A 21,069-nucleotide genomic window follows, 5' to 3' on the forward strand; every position below is an offset into this window, starting at 1 on the left:
CGTATACATAGTAGTACAAACTGCCTTTGGAGGGATATGAATGTCTAAATACAACAAAAAGATTGCAGTTACAGTTATTGCTTCATCAGTATTACTTTCAGGCTGTGGATTATTTGATGCAGAAAAAGCAGCAAAAGAAATTGATCCGCCACAGGATGTAACAATTCAAGAAGATGGAACGCAAATGGAAGGCGAAGGTGCTGTAGAGGATGTGAAAGGTGAAGAAGCTGAGACAACAGTTACGAGTCAATTGTTTTTATTGGATAAAAATGGTTTTGTTGTTCCTTATACGATGAATTTACCTAAAACAGATAGTGTAGCAAAACAATCACTCGAATACTTAGTTGAGGGTGGCCCTATCTCAAATGTACTTCCAAATGGATTTAAGGCCGTTTTGCCGCAAGACACGGAAGTATTAGGTGTAAACATTAAGGAAGATGGTACAGCTGTAGCTGATTTTTCTAAAGAATTTAATAACTATAAAAAAGAGGATGAAGCAAAAATACTTCAGGCTATCACATGGACGTTAACTCAATTTGAGTCTGTAAAAAAGGTGAAAATTTGGGTGAATGGACATGAACAAACAGAGATGCCTGTTAATAGTACACCGATACAAGATGGAGTAAGTCGTGAAAATGGAATTAACCATGACTCTTCTGATGTGGTTGATATCACGGATACACATCCTTTAACAGTGTATTATTTAGCAGAAACGGATGGACAGCAGTATTATGTCCCTGTAACGAAGCGAATTAGTAATGAAGAGACAGATCCTATCGTCTCGGCTGTTAATGAACTAGTCAAGGGTCCTTCACCATCATTAGGGTTGATGAGTGATTTTCAGGACGAAGTAACTCTTTTAAGTGCACCACAATATGCTGATGGAAAAGTAACGTTAGATTTTAATGAATCAATTTATGGAAGCTTTGATGAGGAGAATAAAGTGATTTCCTCACAGGTTTTACATTCACTAGTCCTAACTTTAACGGAACAACCAGGTGTTGAAAGTGTAGCTGTCACTGTAAATGGGCAAGCAGATTTACTTAATGAAAATGGTGAAAAGCTAACAGAGCCTGTAACACGTCCGTCAAAAGTGAACACAGGTAGTTTTTAATAATTGGTTTTTGATATACTATATAAAGGGTAAAAGAGAGGTAGGCTATGACCTACCTCTTATTCGTGCTAGAAAAGCGTTTATCCATACATACTTACAAATCAATTCGTGAAGGATGCTGGAGACTACTATCTGCTCATTCACGCTACATTTCTCGAAGGAGGGCTTTAAAATGCGAAAAGATGGACGAAAGAACAATGAATTACGCGACGTACATATTGATAAAAATTTTATCATTCATCCAGAAGGATCTGTTTTAATAACAGTCGGTCAAACGAAGGTCATTTGTAATGCGAGTATTGAAGACCGAGTTCCGCCGTTTATGCGAGGAGAAGGAAAAGGCTGGATAACAGCAGAATATTCCATGCTCCCTAGAGCCACAGAGCAACGAACAATACGAGAAGCTTCAAAAGGGAAGATTACAGGTCGAACAATGGAGATCCAACGCTTAATCGGAAGAGCGCTCCGTGCTGTTGTCAATTTAAACGATCTTGGTGAGAGAACAATTTGGATTGACTGTGATGTTATTCAAGCTGATGGAGGAACGAGAACAGCGTCAATTACAGGGGCATTTGTAGCAATGACACTTGCTCTTGGGAAACTAATGAATGATGGGAAAATTAAAAAGATGCCAATCACAGATTTTCTTGCTGCCATTTCTGTTGGAGTAGACGAGGAACAAGGGGAGATTCTCGATTTAAACTATCAAGAGGATTCTAAGGCTGAGGTAGACATGAATGTCATAATGACAGCACAAGGAGAACTTGTCGAGGTCCAAGGTACAGGGGAAGAATCTACTTTTACAAGAGCTCAGTTAAATAGCATGTTGGATTTAGCGGAACAGGGAATTAAGTCTCTTGTTGAAATACAAAAAGAGGCTTTAGGAGATCTTGCTCTATTAGTAGAGAAGAATGCCAATAAGCAAGGGGAATAATGATGAAGCAGATTCTAATTGCCACTATGAATAATGGAAAAGTGAAAGAGTTCGAAAGTATGCTTCAGCCACTAGGATATGAAGTGAAATCTCTCCTTGATCTACCTCAAGCGATTGATGTAGAAGAAACCGGATTAACATTTGAAGAGAATGCTCAATTAAAATCAGACACCATAGCAGCTCAATTCCAAATTCCTGTCGTTGCAGATGACTCCGGTCTAGAAGTTGATTATTTAGATGGACGTCCTGGAGTCTATTCAGCTAGATATGCTGGTTTGGAAAAAAGCGATCAAAAAAATATGGACAAGCTAGTAGACGAGTTAAAAAATGTCCATGATGAAAAGGATCGTTCGGCTAGATTTGTCTGTGTCTTATCCATCTCCATACCAGGAGAGGCGACTAAGACGGTAAGAGGGACATGTGAAGGGTATATAGCCAAAGAGCCTAGAGGAGAAAATGGCTTTGGCTATGATCCTATTTTTATCTTGAAAGACCAAGATAAGACAATGGCAGAATTAACTAAGGAAGAGAAGAATAAAATAAGTCATCGTGCTAACGCATTACAAAAATTAAAGGCTCTTCTTTACTAAAGGTTCTCATTGAAATAGTAGGAACAGTGTATGTAAGATAGCTAAGGAATGATTCTAAGAAGAAAAAAGGCCACTACTCTTTATACAGTGCTGTTTTCCCTAAATGAGCAACAAAGTGTACGAAAGCAGCCTTAATAAAAGGCGAGTATAAAAATAAGGAAGAATAAATAAGGGGGGAGAACATGTGAAAGCTTTAGTGGTAAGTGATAGTCATGGGTTAACAAAAGAATTAGACATGATTGTAAAAAGGCATATGACAGAAGTAGATTTTATGCTTCATTGCGGCGATTCTGAACTGGAATCTACGAGCTCAGAGCTAAGCCCATTCTTAGGAGTAAAAGGAAACTGTGACTTTGGGTCAGACTTACCCAATGATGTAATTAGTGATTTAGGAGAATTAAGCTTTTTGATGGCGCATGGTCATTTATATGATGTGAAAAGTACGTTGATGCGACTGAATTATCGTGCAGCGGAACTGGGCGTTAACCTCGTCTTCTTCGGTCATTCTCATATTGCTGGAGCTGAACTAATTAACGATATCTTATTTATTAATCCAGGTAGTATCAGATTACCGGTTATGCGTAGGCAAAAAACTTATGCAATGATCTCAGTGGAAAAAAGAGAAGTAACAGTGACGTTTTATGAGGTGAACGGAGAAGTAGTCGAAGAGCTTTCTAAAACTGTCACACTATAAATAACAGACCTGTACTATTTGCAAGTAGGTATTTGAGTATAAAGTTTGTGCTCATTCCTACTTGCTAGTGAATCATAAAAGGGAATCTAGGTAGTCAGCTAAGAGCAAATATGATAAAATAGACGTAGAATAGTTACAAGAAATTAAAAAAAGATATAAAATGTTGATAAAAGTGATTGACTTTTGTTCCATTACGAAATATAATAATAAATGTCGCTGATAATTAATTAATATCATATATGTCCCAGTAGCTCAGCCGGATAGAGCATACGCCTTCTAAGCGTACGGTCGGGAGTTCGAATCTCTCCTGGGACGCCATTAACTTACATATTAACCCTTCATGTATCTACATGAAGGGTTTTTTGCTGGTTTGGAGAATGTGCCTTGTAAGAAAATGGTTCTTTCTAATTGTAACAGATGTAACAGTTACCTATAACAGACTTCACATAATTAGGAACAAATTGATAATTCCTTCTTAGAGAAACATCAAATTAAGGAATAGTTTAGCTCAAAGTAAAAAGAGTTTTCTGATGTAGGTTAAATTCATTTTGAATAACCACAATGTATAAGGATAAAGTGACGTAATAAGAGCATAACCAAATAAAAAGTGTGTGAGAAAGTATGACATCTTTCTTTTCAATTTTTTAACCATTCACTATTATGTTACTAACGAAACAATTCCTCTTTATTTACCACACTCTTTCCTACCCATCCGCAAACGTGGATTTTTCATATTTCCTAATTTTTTTAAATAAAATGCTTTTCCATTTATACCAAGGATGTAAGCGTATACAAATTATTTAATTAATCTAAATTATCTAATAATTCTAAAAAACACTGTTGACACTAGGATTTATTGAGCGTAATATAAGTTCAAATAAAAGTTACACGAACATTTGAAAAAGTGTAGAAAATTGAAAATATTTAAAGTCTTTTACTCCACAGTCATAATGTTCAGTGATCGAGCAGATTCAACTTATGCAAAGAAAGGCGTGCTCTTATGGGTGAACAATGGATCTTTCTTAATGACCAATTCGTAAAGAAAGAAGATGCGAAAATTTCAGTTTATGATCACGGTTTTTTATATGGTGACGGTGTGTTTGAGGGAATTAGAGTATACAGTGGAAACATCTTTCGAATGAAAGAACATATGGACCGACTTTATCAATCAGCTAAATCAATCCTGTTAACCATTCCGTATACTCAAGAAGAGTTGACTGAATTAGTCGTAAATACCGTCCAAAAGAATGGATTGAGTGACGCGTATATTCGTCTAGTGGTTTCAAGAGGGGCTGGAGATTTAGGGCTTGATCCATATAATTGTAAACGTGCTAACACTGTTATCATTGTTGAGCCACTATCTATTTTTCCAAAGCATCTTTATGAAACAGGAATTGATATTGTTACAGTTGCTACGAGACGAAATAGACCTGATGTATTAAGTCCAAAGGTCAAATCCTTAAATTATTTAAATAATGTATTAGTTAAGATTGAAGCTCACTTAGCAAATGTAAGTGAAGCGCTCATGCTAAATGATCAAGGATATGTTGCTGAAGGCTCTGCAGATAATGTATTTATTTTGAAAAACGGGAGGTTATTAACACCCCCTGGATATATAGGTGCTCTTGAAGGGATTACTCGAAACGCCATCATTGATATTGCAAATGAGATGGGATACGAAGTAAAAGAAGAGCCATTTACTCGACACGATGTGTATACAGCTGAAGAGGTTTTCTTAACTGGAACAGCTGCAGAGGTCATCGCTGTTGTGAAAGTAGATGGACGTATCATAGGTGATGGTGTTCCTGGAGATCAGACAAAAAAACTTCTTGAAGCTTTCCGTCAGAAAGTAGTGGAAGAAGGCGTAAAAGTGGAAGATTTGCCACAAAGTCTTCATGTTAGCTAACAACGTGCATACATTTTAATAGTATAAAGCTATGAAGAGGATAAGTAGTCATTGGTCAAGTATTTACAGAGAGCCGGGATAGCTGGAAGCCGGTAATACTCCCAAATGATGAACTCGCCTCTGAGTGTTAATCCGAAATTTTAGTAGGGTTAGCCGAGTCCCATTCTTCGGTACTCGTTACAAAAGAGAACAGAGAATCTGTTCGCAAGGTGGTTGAACGTTGACCACGAAGAAGGGTGGTACCGCGAAAAAGTTTATTAACCTTTTTGCCCCTTTAGACACACAATGGATCGTTGTGTGCTCCAAGGAGGGGTGGGAAGGTTTTTTATTTGGTAACATAAATCAGAAATTTCAAAAAAATATAAGGGAGGAAAGAAAATGAGTACAAATGTACAGTTGAATAAGTCAGCTGCCACATGTACAAACACGATGTCAGGGTCTCAAATGCTAATTGAAGCACTAAAGCAGGAAAAGGTAGAAGTCCTTTTTGGTTATCCTGGTGGGGCGGTGCTACCGATTTATGATAGCTTATATGATTCTGGTGTGTTCCATGTATTATCCCGACATGAACAAGGAAGTATTCATGCAGCAGAGGGCTATGCTAGAGTCTCAGGTAAACCTGGTGTTGTCATTGCAACCTCTGGTCCTGGAGCAACGAATCTAGTGACTGGATTAACAGACGCAATGATTGATTCTCTACCTTTAGTTGTATTTACAGGTCAAGTTGCATCATCTGTTATTGGATCAGATGCCTTCCAAGAGGCGGATATTTTAGGGATTACGACACCAATAACAAAGCATAATTATCAAGTTCGTGATGTGAATGAGCTCCCAAGAATTATTAAAGAAGCCTTTCATATAGCAACTACAGGTAGACCTGGACCAGTGTTAATTGATATTCCTAAAGACATTTCGGTCTTTGAAGGGGAATTTAATTATGATGAACCTGTAAATTTACCGGGCTATCAGCCTACGAATGAACCGAATTACTTGCAGATTAGAAAATTAGTAGAAGCGGTAAGTAGAGCGAAAAAACCTGTCATTTTAGCGGGAGCTGGAGTCCTTCATGCCAAAGCTTCTCAGGAATTAATTACATTTGCAGAACAGCAACAAATTCCAGTGACAAATACTTTATTAGGCTTAGGCGGCTTTCCTGCAAATCATCCCTTATTCCTAGGAATGGCAGGAATGCATGGAACGTATGCGGCGAATATGGCCCTTTACGATTGTGACTTGTTAATAAGTGTTGGCGCGAGATTTGATGACCGTGTAACAGGAAACTTAAATCATTTTGCTAAAAAGGCAACTGTTGCTCATATTGATATCGATCCTGCAGAAATAGGTAAAAATGTCCCGACGCAAATACCTATTGTAGGAGACGCTAAGTTAGTTTTAGAGCAAGTAATTAAGCAGGATGGTAAACAAGGTGATCATAGTGAGTGGAGTCAAGTGGTTGATAAAAATAAACGAGAATATCCTCTTTGCTATAAAGAAAGTGATACCGAGCTAAAACCTCAGTATATGCTAGAACTCATTCACAAATGGACGAATGGAGAAGCAATTGTTACAACGGATGTTGGTCAACATCAAATGTGGGCTGCTCAATATTATCAATTCACATCTCCTGATCGCTGGGTAACGTCGGGTGGGCTTGGAACCATGGGATTTGGTCTTCCTGCAGCAATTGGGGCCCAATTTGCAGATCGGGAAGCAACAGTTGTAGCAGTTTTAGGTGATGGAGGTTTTCAAATGACTTTGCAAGAGTTATCTGTCATTTATGAACAAAAACTTCCAATTAAGATTGTTATTTTAAATAATGGATCTTTAGGAATGGTAAGACAATGGCAGGAATTATTTTATGAAGAGCGTTACTCTCATTCAAAATTTGTTTCTCAGCCTGATTTTGTCAAACTATCTGAAGCGTACGGTATTAAGAGTGTGAGAATTGAAAACAGTGAAGGCTGGGAGGAAAAGCTTCAAGAGGCAATTACTTCAGATGAGCCTGTTTTGTTAGATATTCATGTGAGTAAAGATGAAAATGTCTATCCGATGGTTGCATCCGGTAAGGGGCTACACGAAATGGTAGGTGTAAAACTATGAAACGAATCCTATCCTTGACCGTCCTCAATCAGACAGGGGTTTTAAACCGAATTACTGGTTTGTTTACAAAAAGACATTACAACATTGAAAGCATCACAGTTGGTCATGCAGAAACAGAAGGTATTTCGCGAATGACCGTTGTTGTAATTGTTCAAGAGGAAAAGGAAGTAGAACAGATTACAAAGCAGCTAAACAAGCAAATTGATGTTTTGAAAGTCATTGATATTACAGCACAATCGATTGTGTCAAGAGAGCTTGCTCTCATAAAAGTCATGTCGACTGCTGCAAATAGAATGGAATTACAAGGCCTCATTCAACCTTTTAGAGCAACCATTATCGATGTGAGTCGTGAAAGTGTCGTGGTTCAGGTAACAGGTGAACCAGAGAAAATTGAAGTGTTAATTGATTTATTAAAGCCATATGGAATTAAAGAAATTGCTCGAACGGGCACAACTGCTTTTACAAGAGGTACTCAAAGATCCTTAAAAGAAGTTCCGGTATCAATTGTGTAAATAGAGTCACCTTACCTCATTTTTTGTAGGTAGTAGATTTATATATTGCTATTATTCTAAATTAAAAACATTAAAGGAGAGATTATACATGACAACAGTATATTATAACGGAGACGTAAACGAGGCAGCATTACAAGGGAAGAAAGTAGCAATCATCGGGTATGGTTCACAAGGGCATGCACATGCATTGAACTTAAAAGAAAGTGGAGTAGATGTAGTAGTTGGTGTTCGTCAAGGTGGTTCTTTCAACAAAGCAGTTGAAGATGGTCATCATGTAGTATCCGTTGCTGAAGCGGCAGAACTTGGAGACTTAGTAATGGTTTTACTTCCAGATGAGCAGCAAGCGAAAGTTTATCAAGAAGAAATCAAGCCAGGATTGGAACCAGGAAACTCATTAGTATTTGCTCATGGATTTAATGTTCACTTTAGTCAAATTGTACCCCCTGCTGATGTTGATGTATTCTTAGTAGCACCAAAAGGACCAGGTCACTTAGTAAGAAGAACGTATGAAGAGGGTGCAGGTGTACCAGCGTTATTTGCAATCTATCAAGATGTAACAGGAACGGCTAAAGAGAAAGCATTAGCATATGCAAAGGGTGTTGGATCTGCTCGTGCTGGAGTTCTAGAAACAACGTTTAAAGAAGAAACAGAAACAGACTTATTCGGTGAGCAAGCAGTACTTTGCGGAGGCTTAACATCTCTTGTGAAAGCTGGTTTTGAAACATTGGTAGAAGCTGGTTATCAACCAGAAGTAGCATACTTTGAGTGCTTACATGAGCTGAAGCTAATTGTCGACTTAATGTATGAAGATGGTATGGCAGGAATGAGATATTCTATTTCTGATACAGCACAATGGGGTGACTTTGTTTCAGGCCCACGTGTAGTAGATGGACGCTCTAAAGAAGCGATGAAAGAGGTTCTTAAAGACATCCAAACAGGTAAATTTGCGAAAGAATGGATCTTAGAGAACCAAGCAAATCGTCCTCAATTCAATGCAATTAATAATAATGAAAATGAGCACCAAATTGAAGTGGTTGGTAAAAAATTACGTGCAATGATGCCATTTGTAAAATCTAAACAAAAGCAGAAAGAAGCGGTGAGTGTGAGTGCGCAAAATTAACCTATTTGATACAACGCTCCGTGATGGTGAACAATCTCCAGGTGTAAATCTTAATGTGAAAGAAAAGCTAGAGATTGCGAAACAGCTAGAACGACTCGGTATGGACGTGATTGAAGCAGGATTTCCTGCTACTTCAAAAGGTGATTTGTTAGCCGTTCAAGAAATTGCAAAAACAGTTAAAAACAGTTCCGTTACTGGTCTTGCACGCTCCGTAAAGGGTGACATTGATGCAGCGTGGGAAGCGTTGAAATATGCAGAAGAGCCTAGACTACATGTTTTTCTAGCTACATCTCCTATTCATAGAGAGTTTAAGCTTAAAAAAACGAAGGAACAGGTAATTCAGACAGCAGTAGAATCTGTTAAGTATGCTTCACAGTTTTTTCCGATCATTCAATGGTCCGCTGAGGATGCATGCCGTACGGAATTACCATATCTTGCAGAAGTTGTTGAAAACGTAATTGAAGCGGGCGCACATGTTATAAATATTCCTGATACTGTAGGCTATATAACTCCAAAGGAATATGGACAAATTTTTAGCTACTTACGTGAACACGTAAAAGGGATTGAGAATATTATTCTATCAGCTCACTGCCATGATGATTTAGGCATGGCGGTGGCTAACTCTCTTTCTGCGATTGAACATGGAGCAGGTCAAATTGAAGGAACAGTCAATGGAATTGGCGAAAGAGCTGGAAATGCTGCATTAGAAGAAGTTGCCGTTGCTCTTCATATTAGAAGAGATTATTATCAGGCTGAAACAGGGCTATATTTACAGGAAACAAAGCGTACGAGTGAATTAATTAGTAATTTAACAGGTATGGTCGTTCCAGGGAATAAAGCTGTTGTTGGACGAAATGCATTTGCACACGAATCTGGCATACATCAGGATGGTGTGTTGAAGGAAAAGACAACGTACGAAATTATCTCCCCAGAGCTTGTGGGAGTTTCGACAAATTCAATGGTGTTAGGAAAGCATTCTGGACGTCATGCATTTAAAAATAGATTACAAGAATTGGGCTTTGAGAATTCTGATGATGAAGTAAATAAGCTGTTTGTTGCATTTAAGGAATTAACAGAGAAGAAAAAGGAAATATCAGATGAAGATCTTAAAGCATTACTAATAGAAGAAAAAGTCTCAACTCAAGAATCTGCATTCGAATTGAAGGCGATTCAAGTCCAATATGGCACTTCTCAAATTCCAACTGCAACCATTACGCTTATTAAGCCAAATAAAGAAATGGTTCAAGAAGCTGCAACTGGTGCTGGTAGTGTGGAAGCGATCTACAATACTCTTGAAAGATGCGTTGGTCAGTCTATTAATCTAATTGATTATCGTATTCAATCAAATAGTGGTGGTAGAGATGCATTAGCACAGGTGTATGTAAAGATTAAGGTAGGGGAAAGTGAAGCTAGTGGTCGTGGTATGGCACAGGATGTGTTAGAGGCATCAGCGAAAGCTTACATTAACGCTGTAAACCGTATGTTATTGCTAGATAAAATAAATGACGTTTCCTTAGAACCCAGTTTACTAAATTAAGTTACTCGAAAGGGGTAGAACATGAAGAAAACAATTGCATTGTTACCGGGTGATGGGATTGGGAAAGAAGTGGTAGATGTAACAGTAGAAGTGTTAAAAACTGTTGCAGAACATTTTCACCATCAATTTCATTTTGAGTATGGACTTATTGGTGGAGAAGCGATTGATCAAAAAGGAAATCCATTACCAGAAGAGACAATCACAATGTGTAAAAACGCAGATGCGATTATTTTAGGAGCAGTTGGTGGTCCGAAATGGGATCAAAATCCTGTACACCAACGACCAGAGCGTGGGCTACTAGCTCTTAGGAAAGAGCTTGATTTATATGCAAATCTTCGACCGATTCATACATTCGAGAGCCTAATTGATTCTTCCCCTTTGAAAAAGGAGTATGTAAATGGAGTAGACTTTGTAATAGTCCGAGAACTTACAGGTGGACTATATTTTGGAAAACCGAGTGAGAGGGTGGACTATCAGGGGGAAGAAGCGGTAGTAGACACACTTTTTTATAAACGCCAGGAGATAGAGAGAATTCTTGTCACAGCATTTGAAATAGCCTCCCAACGACGAAAGCATGTAACATCTGTTGATAAAGCAAATGTGCTGGAGTCTAGTAGAGTTTGGAGAGAAGTAGCTGAAGAGGTTGCAGCGAGATATCCAGAGGTAACTTTAGAGCATATGCTGGTTGATAATGCTGCGATGCAAATCATTCGTTCGCCTAGACAATTTGATGTTGTGGTAACAGAGAATATGTTTGGCGATATTTTAAGTGATGAGGCATCTGTTATAACAGGTTCTCTAGGGATGTTATCCTCTGCTAGTTTATCCTCAACTGGGTTACATTTATATGAACCAGTTCATGGCTCAGCGCCTGACATCGCAGGGGAAAATAGGGCAAACCCAATAGCAACCATCTTATCTGCAGCCATGATGCTTAGACAATCCTTTGGGCTAGAAGAAGAAGCTAAAGCGATTGAAAAAGCAGTCGATAACGTATTGAATTCAGGAGCTAGAACAGCAGATTTAGCCCCTTATGGGAACCCTATGTCAACAACAAGAATGGCAGAGGAAATTAAACATGCATTAGCGGACGATCATGCTATTTTAAACATTATGGAAGCCTATTCCTAATTTTAAAACAGAGATTATATAAAATAATGATAGTTTTTGAGGGGATTGACAGGTTACCGTCAACCCCTCATTTTTCAATCTTATAAAGGAGGTTAAGGGATGACGATGAAGCCAAGAACCATTATTGAAAAGATCTATGATGAGCACATTGTTCAGCAAGAAAAGGGGAAACCAGATTTACTATATATTGATTTACATCTGATTCATGAAGTAACCTCCCCACAGGCTTTTGAAGGTCTTAGAGAGAAGCAGAGAAAAGTTAGACGACCGGATCGAACATTTGCAACGATGGATCACAATGTACCTACTGTTAATCGATTTGTCATTAAGGATGAGGTGGCAAAAAATCAAATTAATGCACTAGAGAGAAACTGTCAAGAATTTGGCATACGATTAGCTGACTTAAACAGTCAAGATCAAGGCATCGTTCATGTTATAGGACCTGAATTAGGACTGACATTACCAGGAAAAACGATTGTATGTGGAGATAGTCATACATCAACACATGGAGCATTTGGAGCTATTGCGTTTGGTATCGGTACAAGTGAAGTGGAGCATGTGTTAGCAACCCAAACACTGTGGAGACAACGTCCTAAAACCTTAAACATTCACGTTCCAGGTAAATTAGAACCAGGCGTTACAGCCAAAGACGTTATTTTAGCTGTTATTGGTAAATATGGAGTTCGATTTGGAACAGGATATGTTATTGAATATACAGGTGAAGTCATTGAAAGCCTATCAATGGATGAACGTATGACGATATGTAATATGTCTATTGAAGCGGGGGCAAGAGCGGGTCTTATTGCACCGGATGACACAACGTATTCTTATATTAAAGGAAGAAAATATGCACCTAAGGGTGAAGAATTTGAGAAGGCTGTCGAGTATTGGAAAACCCTAAAGACAGACGAAGGTGCAGAATACGATATGGTTATTACTTTAAATGGGGAAGATATTCCACCGATGGTTACGTGGGGGACAAATCCAGGTATGTCAGTTGGTGTACACGAAAACACTCCTGATTTAGGTGATTTCCATAATGAAGAAGATGTGGAAGAGGCAAAGCGTGCATATCAGTACATGGGGCTTGAACCAAATACACCAATTGAAGAAATCACTGTTGAGCATGTTTTTATAGGGTCCTGTACAAATTCACGTATGACGGACCTTAGACAGGCTGCAGAAGTCATTCGAAAGTTTAAAGATAAACAAGTTCCAGAGCAAGTACGCGCGATTGTCGTACCGGGTTCACAAACTGTCAAGAAGAGAGCGGAAGAAGAAGGATTAGATGTAATCTTTAAAGAAGCTGGCTTTGAGTGGAGAGAGTCTGGCTGTAGCATGTGCCTAAGTATGAATAATGACGTAGTACCGGAAGGAGAAAGATGTGCTTCAACATCGAACAGAAACTTCGAAGGACGACAAGGTAAGGGAGCAAGAACGCATTTAGTTAGCCCAGCTATGGCTGCTGCCGCTGCTCTTTTCGGACGATTTGTGGATGTTCGACATATTCAAGAAGGTGCACTTACTTAAATAACGTTCGTTTATACTAAAACTTTTGGAGGGAATAGGATGAAGGCTTTTAAAACCCATATTGGAAAAGTGGCGGTTTTAAATCGTGCAAATGTTGATACTGACCAAATCATCCCTAAGCAATTTTTAAAAAGAATTGAAAAAACAGGCTATGGACGATTCGCATTTTTTGACTGGAGATATTTGCCTGATGGGTCAGAAAATCCAAGTTTTGAATTAAATCAAGAAAAAGCAAAAGGTGCAACAATACTTTTAGCTGGAGAAAATTTTGGCTGTGGTTCATCACGTGAACACGCTCCCTGGGCTTTGTCTGATTATGGCTTTCAAGTCATTTTAGCCCCTTCCTATGCAGATATTTTCCATCAAAACTGTCTGAAAAATGGTTTGTTACCAATCAGTCTAGAGCAAAGTCAATTAGATCTTATTCGTACTAAATCAACTCAAGATCACTATTCATTAAAAATTGATTTAGAAAGCCAAACGTTAACGGATGATGCGGGTCTTACTCTCTCTTTTTCAGTCGATTCTTACTGGAAAGACATGTTGTTGCATGGCAAGGATGAGATTGATTTAACTTTACATTATCAAGAGAGAATCAAGGATTATGAAGAAAAGAGAAGAGCTGTGTTTTTATAATTTTAGGTTGATCATGGAAATCAAAAGCTAAACGACATAAGATAATGAGGCTGGGACAGAAGTGCCTGGCACCTTATCGTAACGACTATATGTACGCACTGATTTATCTAGTGCACACAATAGTTGTATCGGAGGGTGCCTGGCTCTTTGTTTTGTCCCAGTCTCATTTGTTTGTTACTCTCTAACCATATAAAAATTATTTTACCTGATAAGAAAATTTCATATAGGAAACATTAATGACGTTGATGATGAGAATGATAATGGTAGTAAGGATTTGAAATTAAGAGCTTGGTGGGAAGACCTAGAGAGTCTTCTGTTCGATACTGTGGAGTGGACTACTAACGCTTGTTTTCATTTCTATGGATTGTTACACTTGAATGCAAAGAAAGGTTGCTGGAGTTGACCAACACATGAATGAGAAAAAACAATCTAATATTATTGCTTTTCCTAATTTGAAAGACCGATACATTGATAAAGGAATGACGTTATTAAAGGAGAAGAAATTCCAAGAAGCACTATCCATGTTTTCAGAAGCAAGTGAGTTGAATGAAGATAAAGCGGAAATTCAACTAGGTATGGCCATATGTTTAATGGAGCTTGGAGAATTACATGAAGCAAAGGATATTTGTAAGAGGATGCTACAAGAGGATATCGGGCATTATTTTACAGTCTTACAAATTTATTTAACCATTCTCATTCAATTAAGAGAATATCAAGAAGTTCAGACGACGATCGAAGCCGTTCTTGAAGAAAATCAGTTACCGGCAGAAAGTGCAGAGCATTTTTATAAGCTTTTAGAATTTAGCAGGAGAATGGTCCAACAAGAGGAAATTCTGATTGATGACATTGATGGAGAAATCAATGAAATGGATCCATCATTTTATCTTGATGAGGTTCTTGAGGATGTATCAAAGCAACTAAGGTATATCGAATCACTAAAGGATCGAAATATTGCCAAGCATTTTTCAGGTTTGCAGGTATTACTCGATAATCCTTTAGGACACCCTGTCATAAAATCAATGATTTTGCAGCTAATGATTGAAAATGAAGTAGAGAAAGAAGTGTTAGTAACTAAATTTGGTCAGTCATTGAATGTGAAACCAGTGAATCTGCAGGATATCCCGTCATCACCTTTCACAAAAAAAGTCCTGACCATTCTTGACGACACATTAGGAAATGAAAATCCTACTTTATTTGAAGCGGTGAAAGAGGTTTGGTTACGCCATTTATACGTTATGTTTCCATTTCTTCCTGAACCTACTGAGGCAAACCTATGGGCTGCGGCTTTACATAAGGTTGGTTATGAAATGCATGGAATTGAAATTGACCAACAGGAACTAGAAGAAGTATACGGTCATTCTTTTGAGCTATTGCATGAAGCATGCCAAAAAATATATCAACTAGAAGAAATTTCTTATCTTCAAATATAAGCTAGTTGTTGAAAGGTAACTTTTCTATGTTATAATAAAATGGTTGCAAAATAGTGATCCTCGTATGCAAGGTCTTTTCATTGTGGGCAAAATGATCTTCTTTTTTTACGAAATCCTAAGCATGTTTAGTTATCGGTGATACATTACCGTACATAAAGAAGGTATATATTTATGGTCACATGTTCAAAATGGACAAGCAACCATCCTATACCTATCACTTATTCGCACAATCATTATAGATTTTTGGAGGGACAGCATATGTCAGTAAAATTTGAAAAATTAGAGGGGAACGAAGGCGTTCTTACGGTAGAAGTTCCAGCTGAAGAATTCACTTTAGCACTTGACGAAGCATTTAAAAAGGTAGTAAAACAAGTATCTATTCCAGGATTCCGTAAAGGTAAAATCCCACGTAGCTTATTTGACCAACGTTTTGGTGTAGAATCTTTATATCAAGATGCGTTAGACATCATCTTACCTAAATTCTACCCAAATGCTGTAGAGGAAGCTGGAATTGATCCAGTAGATCGTCCAGAAATCGATGTAGAACAAATTGAAAAAGGCAAGAGCCTTATCTTCACTGCAAAGGTTACTGTTAAGCCTGAAGTTAAATTAGGTGAATACAAAGGTCTAGAAGTGGAAAAGATGGATGATACTGTAAGTGAAGAAGATGTTGAGAACGAATTAAAGCAACTTCAAGAGCGTCATGCTGAACTTGTTGTTAAAGAAGAAGGCGCAATTGATAATGGTGACACTGCTATTATCGACTTTGACGGCTATGTAGATGGCGAGCAATTTGAAGGTGGAGCTGCAGAGAACTATTCATTAGAAATCGGTTCAGGTTCATTCATCCCAGGCTTTGAAGAGCAACTTGTTGGTTTAGAAGCTGGAGCAGAAAAAGACGTTGAAGTTACTTTCCCTGAGGAATACCATGCTGAAAACCTTGCAGGTAAACCAGCGGTGTTTAAAGTGAAAATTCATGAAATCAAAACAAAAGAACTTCCTGCTTTAGACGATGATTTTGCTAAAGATGTAAATGAAGAAGTTGAAACGTTAGAAGAGCTTAAAGCTCAAACAAGAACTCGTTTAGAAGAGTCAAAAAAATCAGATGCTGAAAATCGCCTACGTGATACATTAGTTGAGAAGGCAGCTGAGGGTGTAGAGGTTGACATTCCAAACGCACTTGTTGAAAACGAAATTTCTCGCATGATGCAAGAATTCGAGCAACGTTTACAAATGCAAGGAATGAACCTTGACTTATACTTCCAATTCTCAGGTCAAGACGAAGAAGCGTTAAAAGCTCAAATGAAAGAAGATGCTCAAAAACGCGTGAAATACAACTTAACATTAGAAGCAATTGCAAAAGCTGAAAACATTGAAGTTTCTGATGAAGATGTTGAAGCTGAAATTGCTCAAATGGCTGAAATGTACAACATGCCTGTAGAGAATGTTAAGCAAGCATTAGGCGGATCTGCTGATGGACTTAAAGAAGATATGAAAGTTCGTAAAGCGATCGATTTCCTTGTAGAAAATAGCAAAGTTACTGCATAATATAATTAAAGAAACAAGGCGCGAGTAAATCGTGCCTTGTTTTGTACAAAGATGTTTTATTTATATTCCTGAGGGAATGATATAAGAAAGCCATTACATACATAAACTAGAAGAAGTAATGAGTTCATAACATAATAAATGGATTCTTCGCATAACATGAAGGACTATCGATTTCTAAAAGAATTTGTTCGCTATCATTTCAGGCACTTGAAGTAGTATTAGTACCAATCAACACTCTACTTATGGTAAAATGCAATACATACCTGCTATACATTTGATTGTATGATAAGGCCTATTGATCTTCATACTAGAAGAATATACAGAACCTAGTTTTTATGAAGAGATAAAGATACAAGGGGTGAAAAAAATGTTTAAATTTAACGACGAAAAAGGACAACTAAAATGTTCGTTTTGTGGTAAAACACAAGATCAGGTTCGTAAATTAGTTGCGGGACCTGGAGTTTATATATGTGATGAATGTATTGAGCTTTGTACTGAGATTGTAGAGGAAGAACTTGGTACTGAAGAAGAAGTAGAATTCAAAGATGTTCCGAAACCAAAAGAAATTCGTGAAATCCTTGATGAATATGTAATCGGTCAAGATAATGCGAAGAAATCATTAGCGGTTGCTGTTTATAATCACTATAAGCGTATTAACTCTAATAGCAAAATCGATGACGTTGAGCTTTCTAAGAGTAATATTTCAATGATTGGACCAACTGGTAGTGGAAAAACATTACTTGCTCAAACGTTAGCTCGTATTCTAAATGTACCGTTTGCTATAGCAGATGCAACCTCTTTAACGGAAGCGGGATATGTAGGAGAAGACGTAGAGAACATCCTTCTCAAACTGATTCAAGCAGCAGATTATGATGTTGAAAAAGCAGAAAAGGGTATCATCTACATCGATGAGATCGATAAAGTGGCTCGTAAGTCGGAAAACCCATCAATCACTCGTGATGTATCAGGAGAAGGTGTACAACAAGCCCTATTGAAAATTCTTGAAGGAACTGTGGCAAGTGTTCCTCCTCAAGGTGGAAGAAAACACCCACATCAAGAGTTTATTCAAATCGATACGACAAATATCTTATTTATTTGTGGTGGAGCATTCGATGGGATTGAACAAATCATCAAAAGAAGACTTGGTCGTAAAGTAATCGGTTTTGGTTCTGATAATAAAAATGCAGATCTAGACAAAAAAGCTTTATTGTCTCAAGTATTGCCAGAAGATTTACTTAAATTTGGTTTAATTCCTGAATTTATTGGTCGTCTGCCAGTTATCGCTAGCTTAGAACCTCTTGATGAAGAAGCATTAGTTGAAATTCTAACAAAACCTAAAAATGCTCTTGTGAAGCAATATCAAAAAATGCTTGATCTTGACGGAGTTGAACTAGAGTTTGAAGATGGCGCATTACTAGAGATTGCTAAGAAAGCAATTGAACGAAAAACAGGAGCACGTGGTCTTCGATCCATTATTGAAGGCATGATGCTTGATATGATGTTTGATCTACCATCTCGTGATGATATTACGAAAGCTATTATTACAGATGCAACGGTTAAGGGAGAAGCATTACCAAAGTTAGTTTTAAATGATGGTACTGTTATCGAAGAAGATAAAAAAACATCTGCATAAGAAAAAGAAGCTGAGCAATCAGCTTCTTTTTTTTATGTAAAACTAAAATAAAGGTACCATTCTAATGAAAAAGCTACTCTCGCTGTGCGGAAGAGAAATACCTTGTACTTAGTAGAAACATCAGATTTTTGTGGTTTCTTAAATAGAATATCTATGCAATTCACCCTTCGTATTTCACTAAAGTCGTGACATCTTGCTTTCAGACCCACCTCTAGGGCTACATAATTCATTCACAAATCTCCCTGTATATAGTAGATTTAAACCTCCCAATCAATTTACTATTCATTCAGATGGTCATGATCGTATGGTCATCGGAATGTTTAATACATGCTAAGATGTTCTCTCCTCCTTTCATGCTGATCATACAAAATAGATTCTGTAAATTTATGTTTATTCGTACCAATGCTCGGAGATACTAGCTATACATAACCATTTTTAAATAGAGGTTAACTTAACAAAAAAAGGTCTATTAAAAGAGCATGAAGTGCTTTTCTAATGCGATGAGACCAGTGTTTCTAAACATCTGGCGTTTCAATCTTACATATTAGGAACAAAAAAGATGCTTGGTATAGTAGGTGAAATGGAACGAACAGCATGGCGGTACTTAAGACATCATTGTAGGAGGGACAAAAATGAGTTGGACTAGTATAGCTCTATTTATTCAGTTGTTTTTTGGTATTATAATTGGGATGTATTTTTGGAACTTACTGAAAAACCAAAGAACCCAAAAGGTTTCTATAGATCGTGAATCAAAAAAAGAAATGGAACAATTGCGGAAAATGAGAGCGATAAAATTAACAGAACCATTAGCGGAAAAGGTTCGTCCGAAAAGCTTTCAAGATATTGTTGGTCAAGAGGATGGGATAAAATCATTACGTGCAGCTTTGTGTTCTGTTAATCCACAGCATGTAATTATCTATGGACCGCCGGGTGTTGGGAAAACAGCCGCAGCTAGACTTGTCCTTGAGGAAGCTAAACGGAATAAACGTTCACCTTTTAAAGAAAATGCAGTATTTGTAGAACTAGATGCAACAACAGCTAGATTTGATGAGCGAGGTATTGCAGACCCTTTAATTGGTTCTGTTCATGATCCGATTTATCAGGGGGCAGGTGCAATGGGGCAAGCAGGAATTCCACAACCAAAACAAGGAGCTGTTTCACATGCTCATGGTGGAGTGTTGTTTATAGATGAGATAGGAGAATTGCATCCTATTCAAATGAATAAGCTTTTAAAGGTACTTGAAGATCGTAAAGTATTTTTAGAAAGTGCTTATTATAATGAGGAAAACACTCAAATACCTACCCACATACATGATATTTTCAAGAATGGTTTACCTGCTGATTTTAGATTAATCGGTGCAACAACGAGAACACCGAGTGAAATTCCTCCAGCTATTCGATCTAGATGTTTGGAAGTGTTTTTTAGAGATCTTGATCAAGATGAATTGTTCGTAGTAGCAAAAAAAGCTGCGGATAAAGTCAATATGAATGTTAGTGATGAAGGGGTGAATTTGCTTACCTCATATGTGCGTAATGGTCGAGAGGTTGTCAATCTCATGCAAATTGCAACTGGAATTGCTTTGTCTGAAGATCGACAAGATCTCACTGTAGAGGATATAGAATGGGTGATAAATTCTAGCCAATTAACTCCTAGATATGAACGGAAAATAAATGAGAATGCCTCAATAGGTCTTGTTAATGGCTTAGCGGTACATGGACCAAATACAGGTGCATTACTTGAAATAGAGGTGACAGTGATCCCAGCTGAAAAAGATAAGGGAACAATCAATATTACCGGTATTGTTGAAGAAGAAAGTATTGGTGATCGTTCTAAGTCAATTAGAAGAAAAAGTATGGCTAAAGGGTCAATAGAGAATGTCTTAACCGTTCTTCGATCCATGGGAATTCATGCAGGTGATTATGATATTCATGTTAATTTTCCAGGGGGAACACCGATAGATGGGCCATCCGCGGGAATTGCGATGGCAACCGGCATTTTTTCCGCCATACATCGTATTGCCATTAGCAATAAAGTAGCGATGACTGGAGAAATTAGTATCCATGGTAATGTGAAACCAATTGGAGGAGTTATTCCAAAAATTAAAGCAGCAAAAAAAGCAGGAGCTGAAATTGTGATTATCCCTGAAGAGAATATGCAATCTATTCTCCAAGACATTGAAGGAATTACAATCATCCCTGTATCACATTTACAAGAAGTATTTGATATAGCACTAGTAAACCCGCCAACTGAGTTAGACCGTTCAATCCTAGATGAAGACACAGATTTCCCGCAACAGGAATCTGTTTGATTCATTAAGGAGAATGAAAAAAATGGCTTAATCTAAGTCACTAAAACAAACGAAGAATAAGGCAAGATAACTCGTTCTTTTAAGATGCGACGACCATTCTCTGTGGTGAAGTGCTGATACTTGCGCTGTGCTTCATCGATGGCTACCGGGTAATGACCAACGTAATCAAATAAAAAACGCTGTTGACTAGACAATCAACAGCGTTTTTTATTAGAAACAAGAACGTTTGTTCATTATATTAACCGGCATCTCCTACATAATTGATTGTAGCCACTCTAAAAAAGGAAAAGCCTCATATATTTTCTAAGTTCTCCAGGTGTTAACAGGTACCCATATTTATAAAAA

16 protein-coding genes, 1 tRNA gene and 1 other annotated feature are annotated in these 21,069 nt (G+C 37.7%); all 17 genes read left to right on the forward strand.

Annotated elements, in window-relative coordinates:
- The first annotated feature begins 40 nt into the window (after positions 1–40).
- The 17 genes from A9C19_RS05305 to lonB all read left to right on the forward strand — a co-directional run bounded on the left by A9C19_RS05305 (position 41) and on the right by lonB (position 20,724).
- Positions 41–1,114 (forward strand): GerMN domain-containing protein, encoded by a 1,074-nt coding sequence (locus tag A9C19_RS05305; protein ID WP_072578975.1) that lies wholly within the window; start codon positions 41–43, stop codon positions 1,112–1,114.
- 172 nt (positions 1,115–1,286) lie between these two features.
- Positions 1,287–2,048, forward strand: a complete 762-nt coding sequence (gene rph, locus A9C19_RS05310; protein ID WP_072578976.1) for a ribonuclease PH — start codon at positions 1,287–1,289, stop codon at positions 2,046–2,048.
- Positions 2,049–2,050: 2 nt separating this feature from the next.
- A complete protein-coding gene (locus A9C19_RS05315) occupies positions 2,051–2,638 on the forward strand; it encodes an XTP/dITP diphosphatase (RefSeq protein ID WP_072578977.1) in 588 nt (195 codons plus the stop codon).
- A 184-nt stretch (positions 2,639–2,822) separates the two neighbouring features.
- Positions 2,823–3,332: a metallophosphoesterase gene (locus tag A9C19_RS05320; protein ID WP_072578978.1), complete on the forward strand. Its 510-nt coding sequence runs from the start codon at positions 2,823–2,825 to the stop codon at positions 3,330–3,332.
- Between the two features lie 241 nt (positions 3,333–3,573).
- Positions 3,574–3,650, forward strand: a tRNA-Arg gene (locus A9C19_RS05325).
- Positions 3,651–4,332: 682 nt separating this feature from the next.
- Complete coding sequence (gene ilvE, locus A9C19_RS05330) at positions 4,333–5,238, forward strand: branched-chain-amino-acid transaminase (protein WP_072578979.1); 906 nt, start codon at positions 4,333–4,335, stop codon at positions 5,236–5,238.
- 22 nt (positions 5,239–5,260) lie between these two features.
- Positions 5,261–5,515 (forward strand) — a binding site (T-box leader).
- A 101-nt stretch (positions 5,516–5,616) separates the two neighbouring features.
- A complete protein-coding gene (gene ilvB, locus A9C19_RS05335; protein ID WP_072578980.1) occupies positions 5,617–7,338 on the forward strand; it encodes an acetolactate synthase large subunit in 1,722 nt (573 codons plus the stop codon).
- Positions 7,335–7,850 carry an acetolactate synthase small subunit gene (ilvN, locus tag A9C19_RS05340; protein ID WP_072578981.1) on the forward strand — a complete coding sequence of 172 codons (516 nt, stop codon included), beginning with the start codon at positions 7,335–7,337 and terminating at the stop codon, positions 7,848–7,850. Before ilvB ends, ilvN begins: the two co-directional genes overlap by 4 nt.
- Positions 7,851–7,938: 88 nt before the next feature.
- Positions 7,939–8,970: a ketol-acid reductoisomerase gene (gene ilvC / locus A9C19_RS05345; RefSeq protein WP_072578982.1), complete on the forward strand. Its 1,032-nt coding sequence runs from the start codon at positions 7,939–7,941 to the stop codon at positions 8,968–8,970.
- Positions 8,957–10,507 carry a 2-isopropylmalate synthase gene (locus A9C19_RS05350; RefSeq protein WP_072578983.1) on the forward strand — a complete coding sequence of 517 codons (1,551 nt, stop codon included), beginning with the start codon at positions 8,957–8,959 and terminating at the stop codon, positions 10,505–10,507. The genes ilvC and A9C19_RS05350 overlap by 14 nt, the downstream gene beginning before the upstream one ends.
- 21 nt (positions 10,508–10,528) lie before the next feature.
- Positions 10,529–11,638, forward strand: a complete 1,110-nt coding sequence (leuB, locus tag A9C19_RS05355; RefSeq protein ID WP_072578984.1) for a 3-isopropylmalate dehydrogenase — start codon at positions 10,529–10,531, stop codon at positions 11,636–11,638.
- A gap of 105 nt (positions 11,639–11,743) precedes the next feature.
- Positions 11,744–13,168: a 3-isopropylmalate dehydratase large subunit gene (gene leuC / locus A9C19_RS05360; protein ID WP_072581755.1), complete on the forward strand. Its 1,425-nt coding sequence runs from the start codon at positions 11,744–11,746 to the stop codon at positions 13,166–13,168.
- 39 nt (positions 13,169–13,207) lie between these two features.
- Complete coding sequence (gene leuD, locus A9C19_RS05365; protein ID WP_072578985.1) at positions 13,208–13,804, forward strand: 3-isopropylmalate dehydratase small subunit; 597 nt, start codon at positions 13,208–13,210, stop codon at positions 13,802–13,804.
- A 410-nt stretch (positions 13,805–14,214) separates the two neighbouring features.
- The gene (locus A9C19_RS05370) at positions 14,215–15,234 is read left to right on the forward strand and encodes a tetratricopeptide repeat protein (RefSeq protein WP_072581756.1); all 1,020 of its coding nucleotides are present in this window, start codon (positions 14,215–14,217) and stop codon (positions 15,232–15,234) included.
- Positions 15,235–15,492: 258 nt separating this feature from the next.
- Entirely contained in the window at positions 15,493–16,782 is a 1,290-nt protein-coding gene (gene tig / locus A9C19_RS05375; RefSeq protein ID WP_072578986.1) for a trigger factor, read from the forward strand.
- A 367-nt stretch (positions 16,783–17,149) separates the two neighbouring features.
- Positions 17,150–18,415, forward strand: a complete 1,266-nt coding sequence (clpX, locus tag A9C19_RS05380; protein WP_072578987.1) for an ATP-dependent protease ATP-binding subunit ClpX — start codon at positions 17,150–17,152, stop codon at positions 18,413–18,415.
- A gap of 632 nt (positions 18,416–19,047) precedes the next feature.
- Positions 19,048–20,724 carry an ATP-dependent protease LonB gene (gene lonB / locus A9C19_RS05390; protein WP_072578989.1) on the forward strand — a complete coding sequence of 559 codons (1,677 nt, stop codon included), beginning with the start codon at positions 19,048–19,050 and terminating at the stop codon, positions 20,722–20,724.
- Positions 20,725–21,069: the final 345 nt, after the last annotated feature.

Source organism: Bacillus weihaiensis (assembly GCF_001889165.1).
GTDB classification, from domain to species: domain Bacteria; phylum Bacillota; class Bacilli; order Bacillales; family Bacillaceae; genus Metabacillus; species Metabacillus weihaiensis.

Excerpts from the sequence above, each read along its gene's own strand:
- A9C19_RS05305 (WP_072578975.1), top strand. The coding sequence starts at position 41 with ATGTCTAAATACAACAAAAAGATTGCAGTTACAGTTATTGCTTCATCA.
- rph (WP_072578976.1), top strand. The coding sequence starts at position 1,287 with ATGCGAAAAGATGGACGAAAGAACAATGAATTACGCGACGTACATATT.
- A9C19_RS05315 (WP_072578977.1), top strand. The coding sequence starts at position 2,051 with ATGAAGCAGATTCTAATTGCCACTATGAATAATGGAAAAGTGAAAGAG.
- ilvE (WP_072578979.1), top strand. The coding sequence starts at position 4,333 with ATGGGTGAACAATGGATCTTTCTTAATGACCAATTCGTAAAGAAAGAA.
- ilvB (WP_072578980.1), top strand. The coding sequence starts at position 5,617 with ATGAGTACAAATGTACAGTTGAATAAGTCAGCTGCCACATGTACAAAC.
- ilvN (WP_072578981.1), top strand. The coding sequence starts at position 7,335 with ATGAAACGAATCCTATCCTTGACCGTCCTCAATCAGACAGGGGTTTTA.
- ilvC (WP_072578982.1), top strand. The coding sequence starts at position 7,939 with ATGACAACAGTATATTATAACGGAGACGTAAACGAGGCAGCATTACAA.
- leuB (WP_072578984.1), top strand. The coding sequence starts at position 10,529 with ATGAAGAAAACAATTGCATTGTTACCGGGTGATGGGATTGGGAAAGAA.
- leuC (WP_072581755.1), top strand. The coding sequence starts at position 11,744 with ATGAAGCCAAGAACCATTATTGAAAAGATCTATGATGAGCACATTGTT.
- leuD (WP_072578985.1), top strand. The coding sequence starts at position 13,208 with ATGAAGGCTTTTAAAACCCATATTGGAAAAGTGGCGGTTTTAAATCGT.
- A9C19_RS05370 (WP_072581756.1), top strand. The coding sequence starts at position 14,215 with ATGAATGAGAAAAAACAATCTAATATTATTGCTTTTCCTAATTTGAAA.
- tig (WP_072578986.1), top strand. The coding sequence starts at position 15,493 with ATGTCAGTAAAATTTGAAAAATTAGAGGGGAACGAAGGCGTTCTTACG.
- clpX (WP_072578987.1), top strand. The coding sequence starts at position 17,150 with ATGTTTAAATTTAACGACGAAAAAGGACAACTAAAATGTTCGTTTTGT.
- lonB (WP_072578989.1), top strand. The coding sequence starts at position 19,048 with ATGAGTTGGACTAGTATAGCTCTATTTATTCAGTTGTTTTTTGGTATT.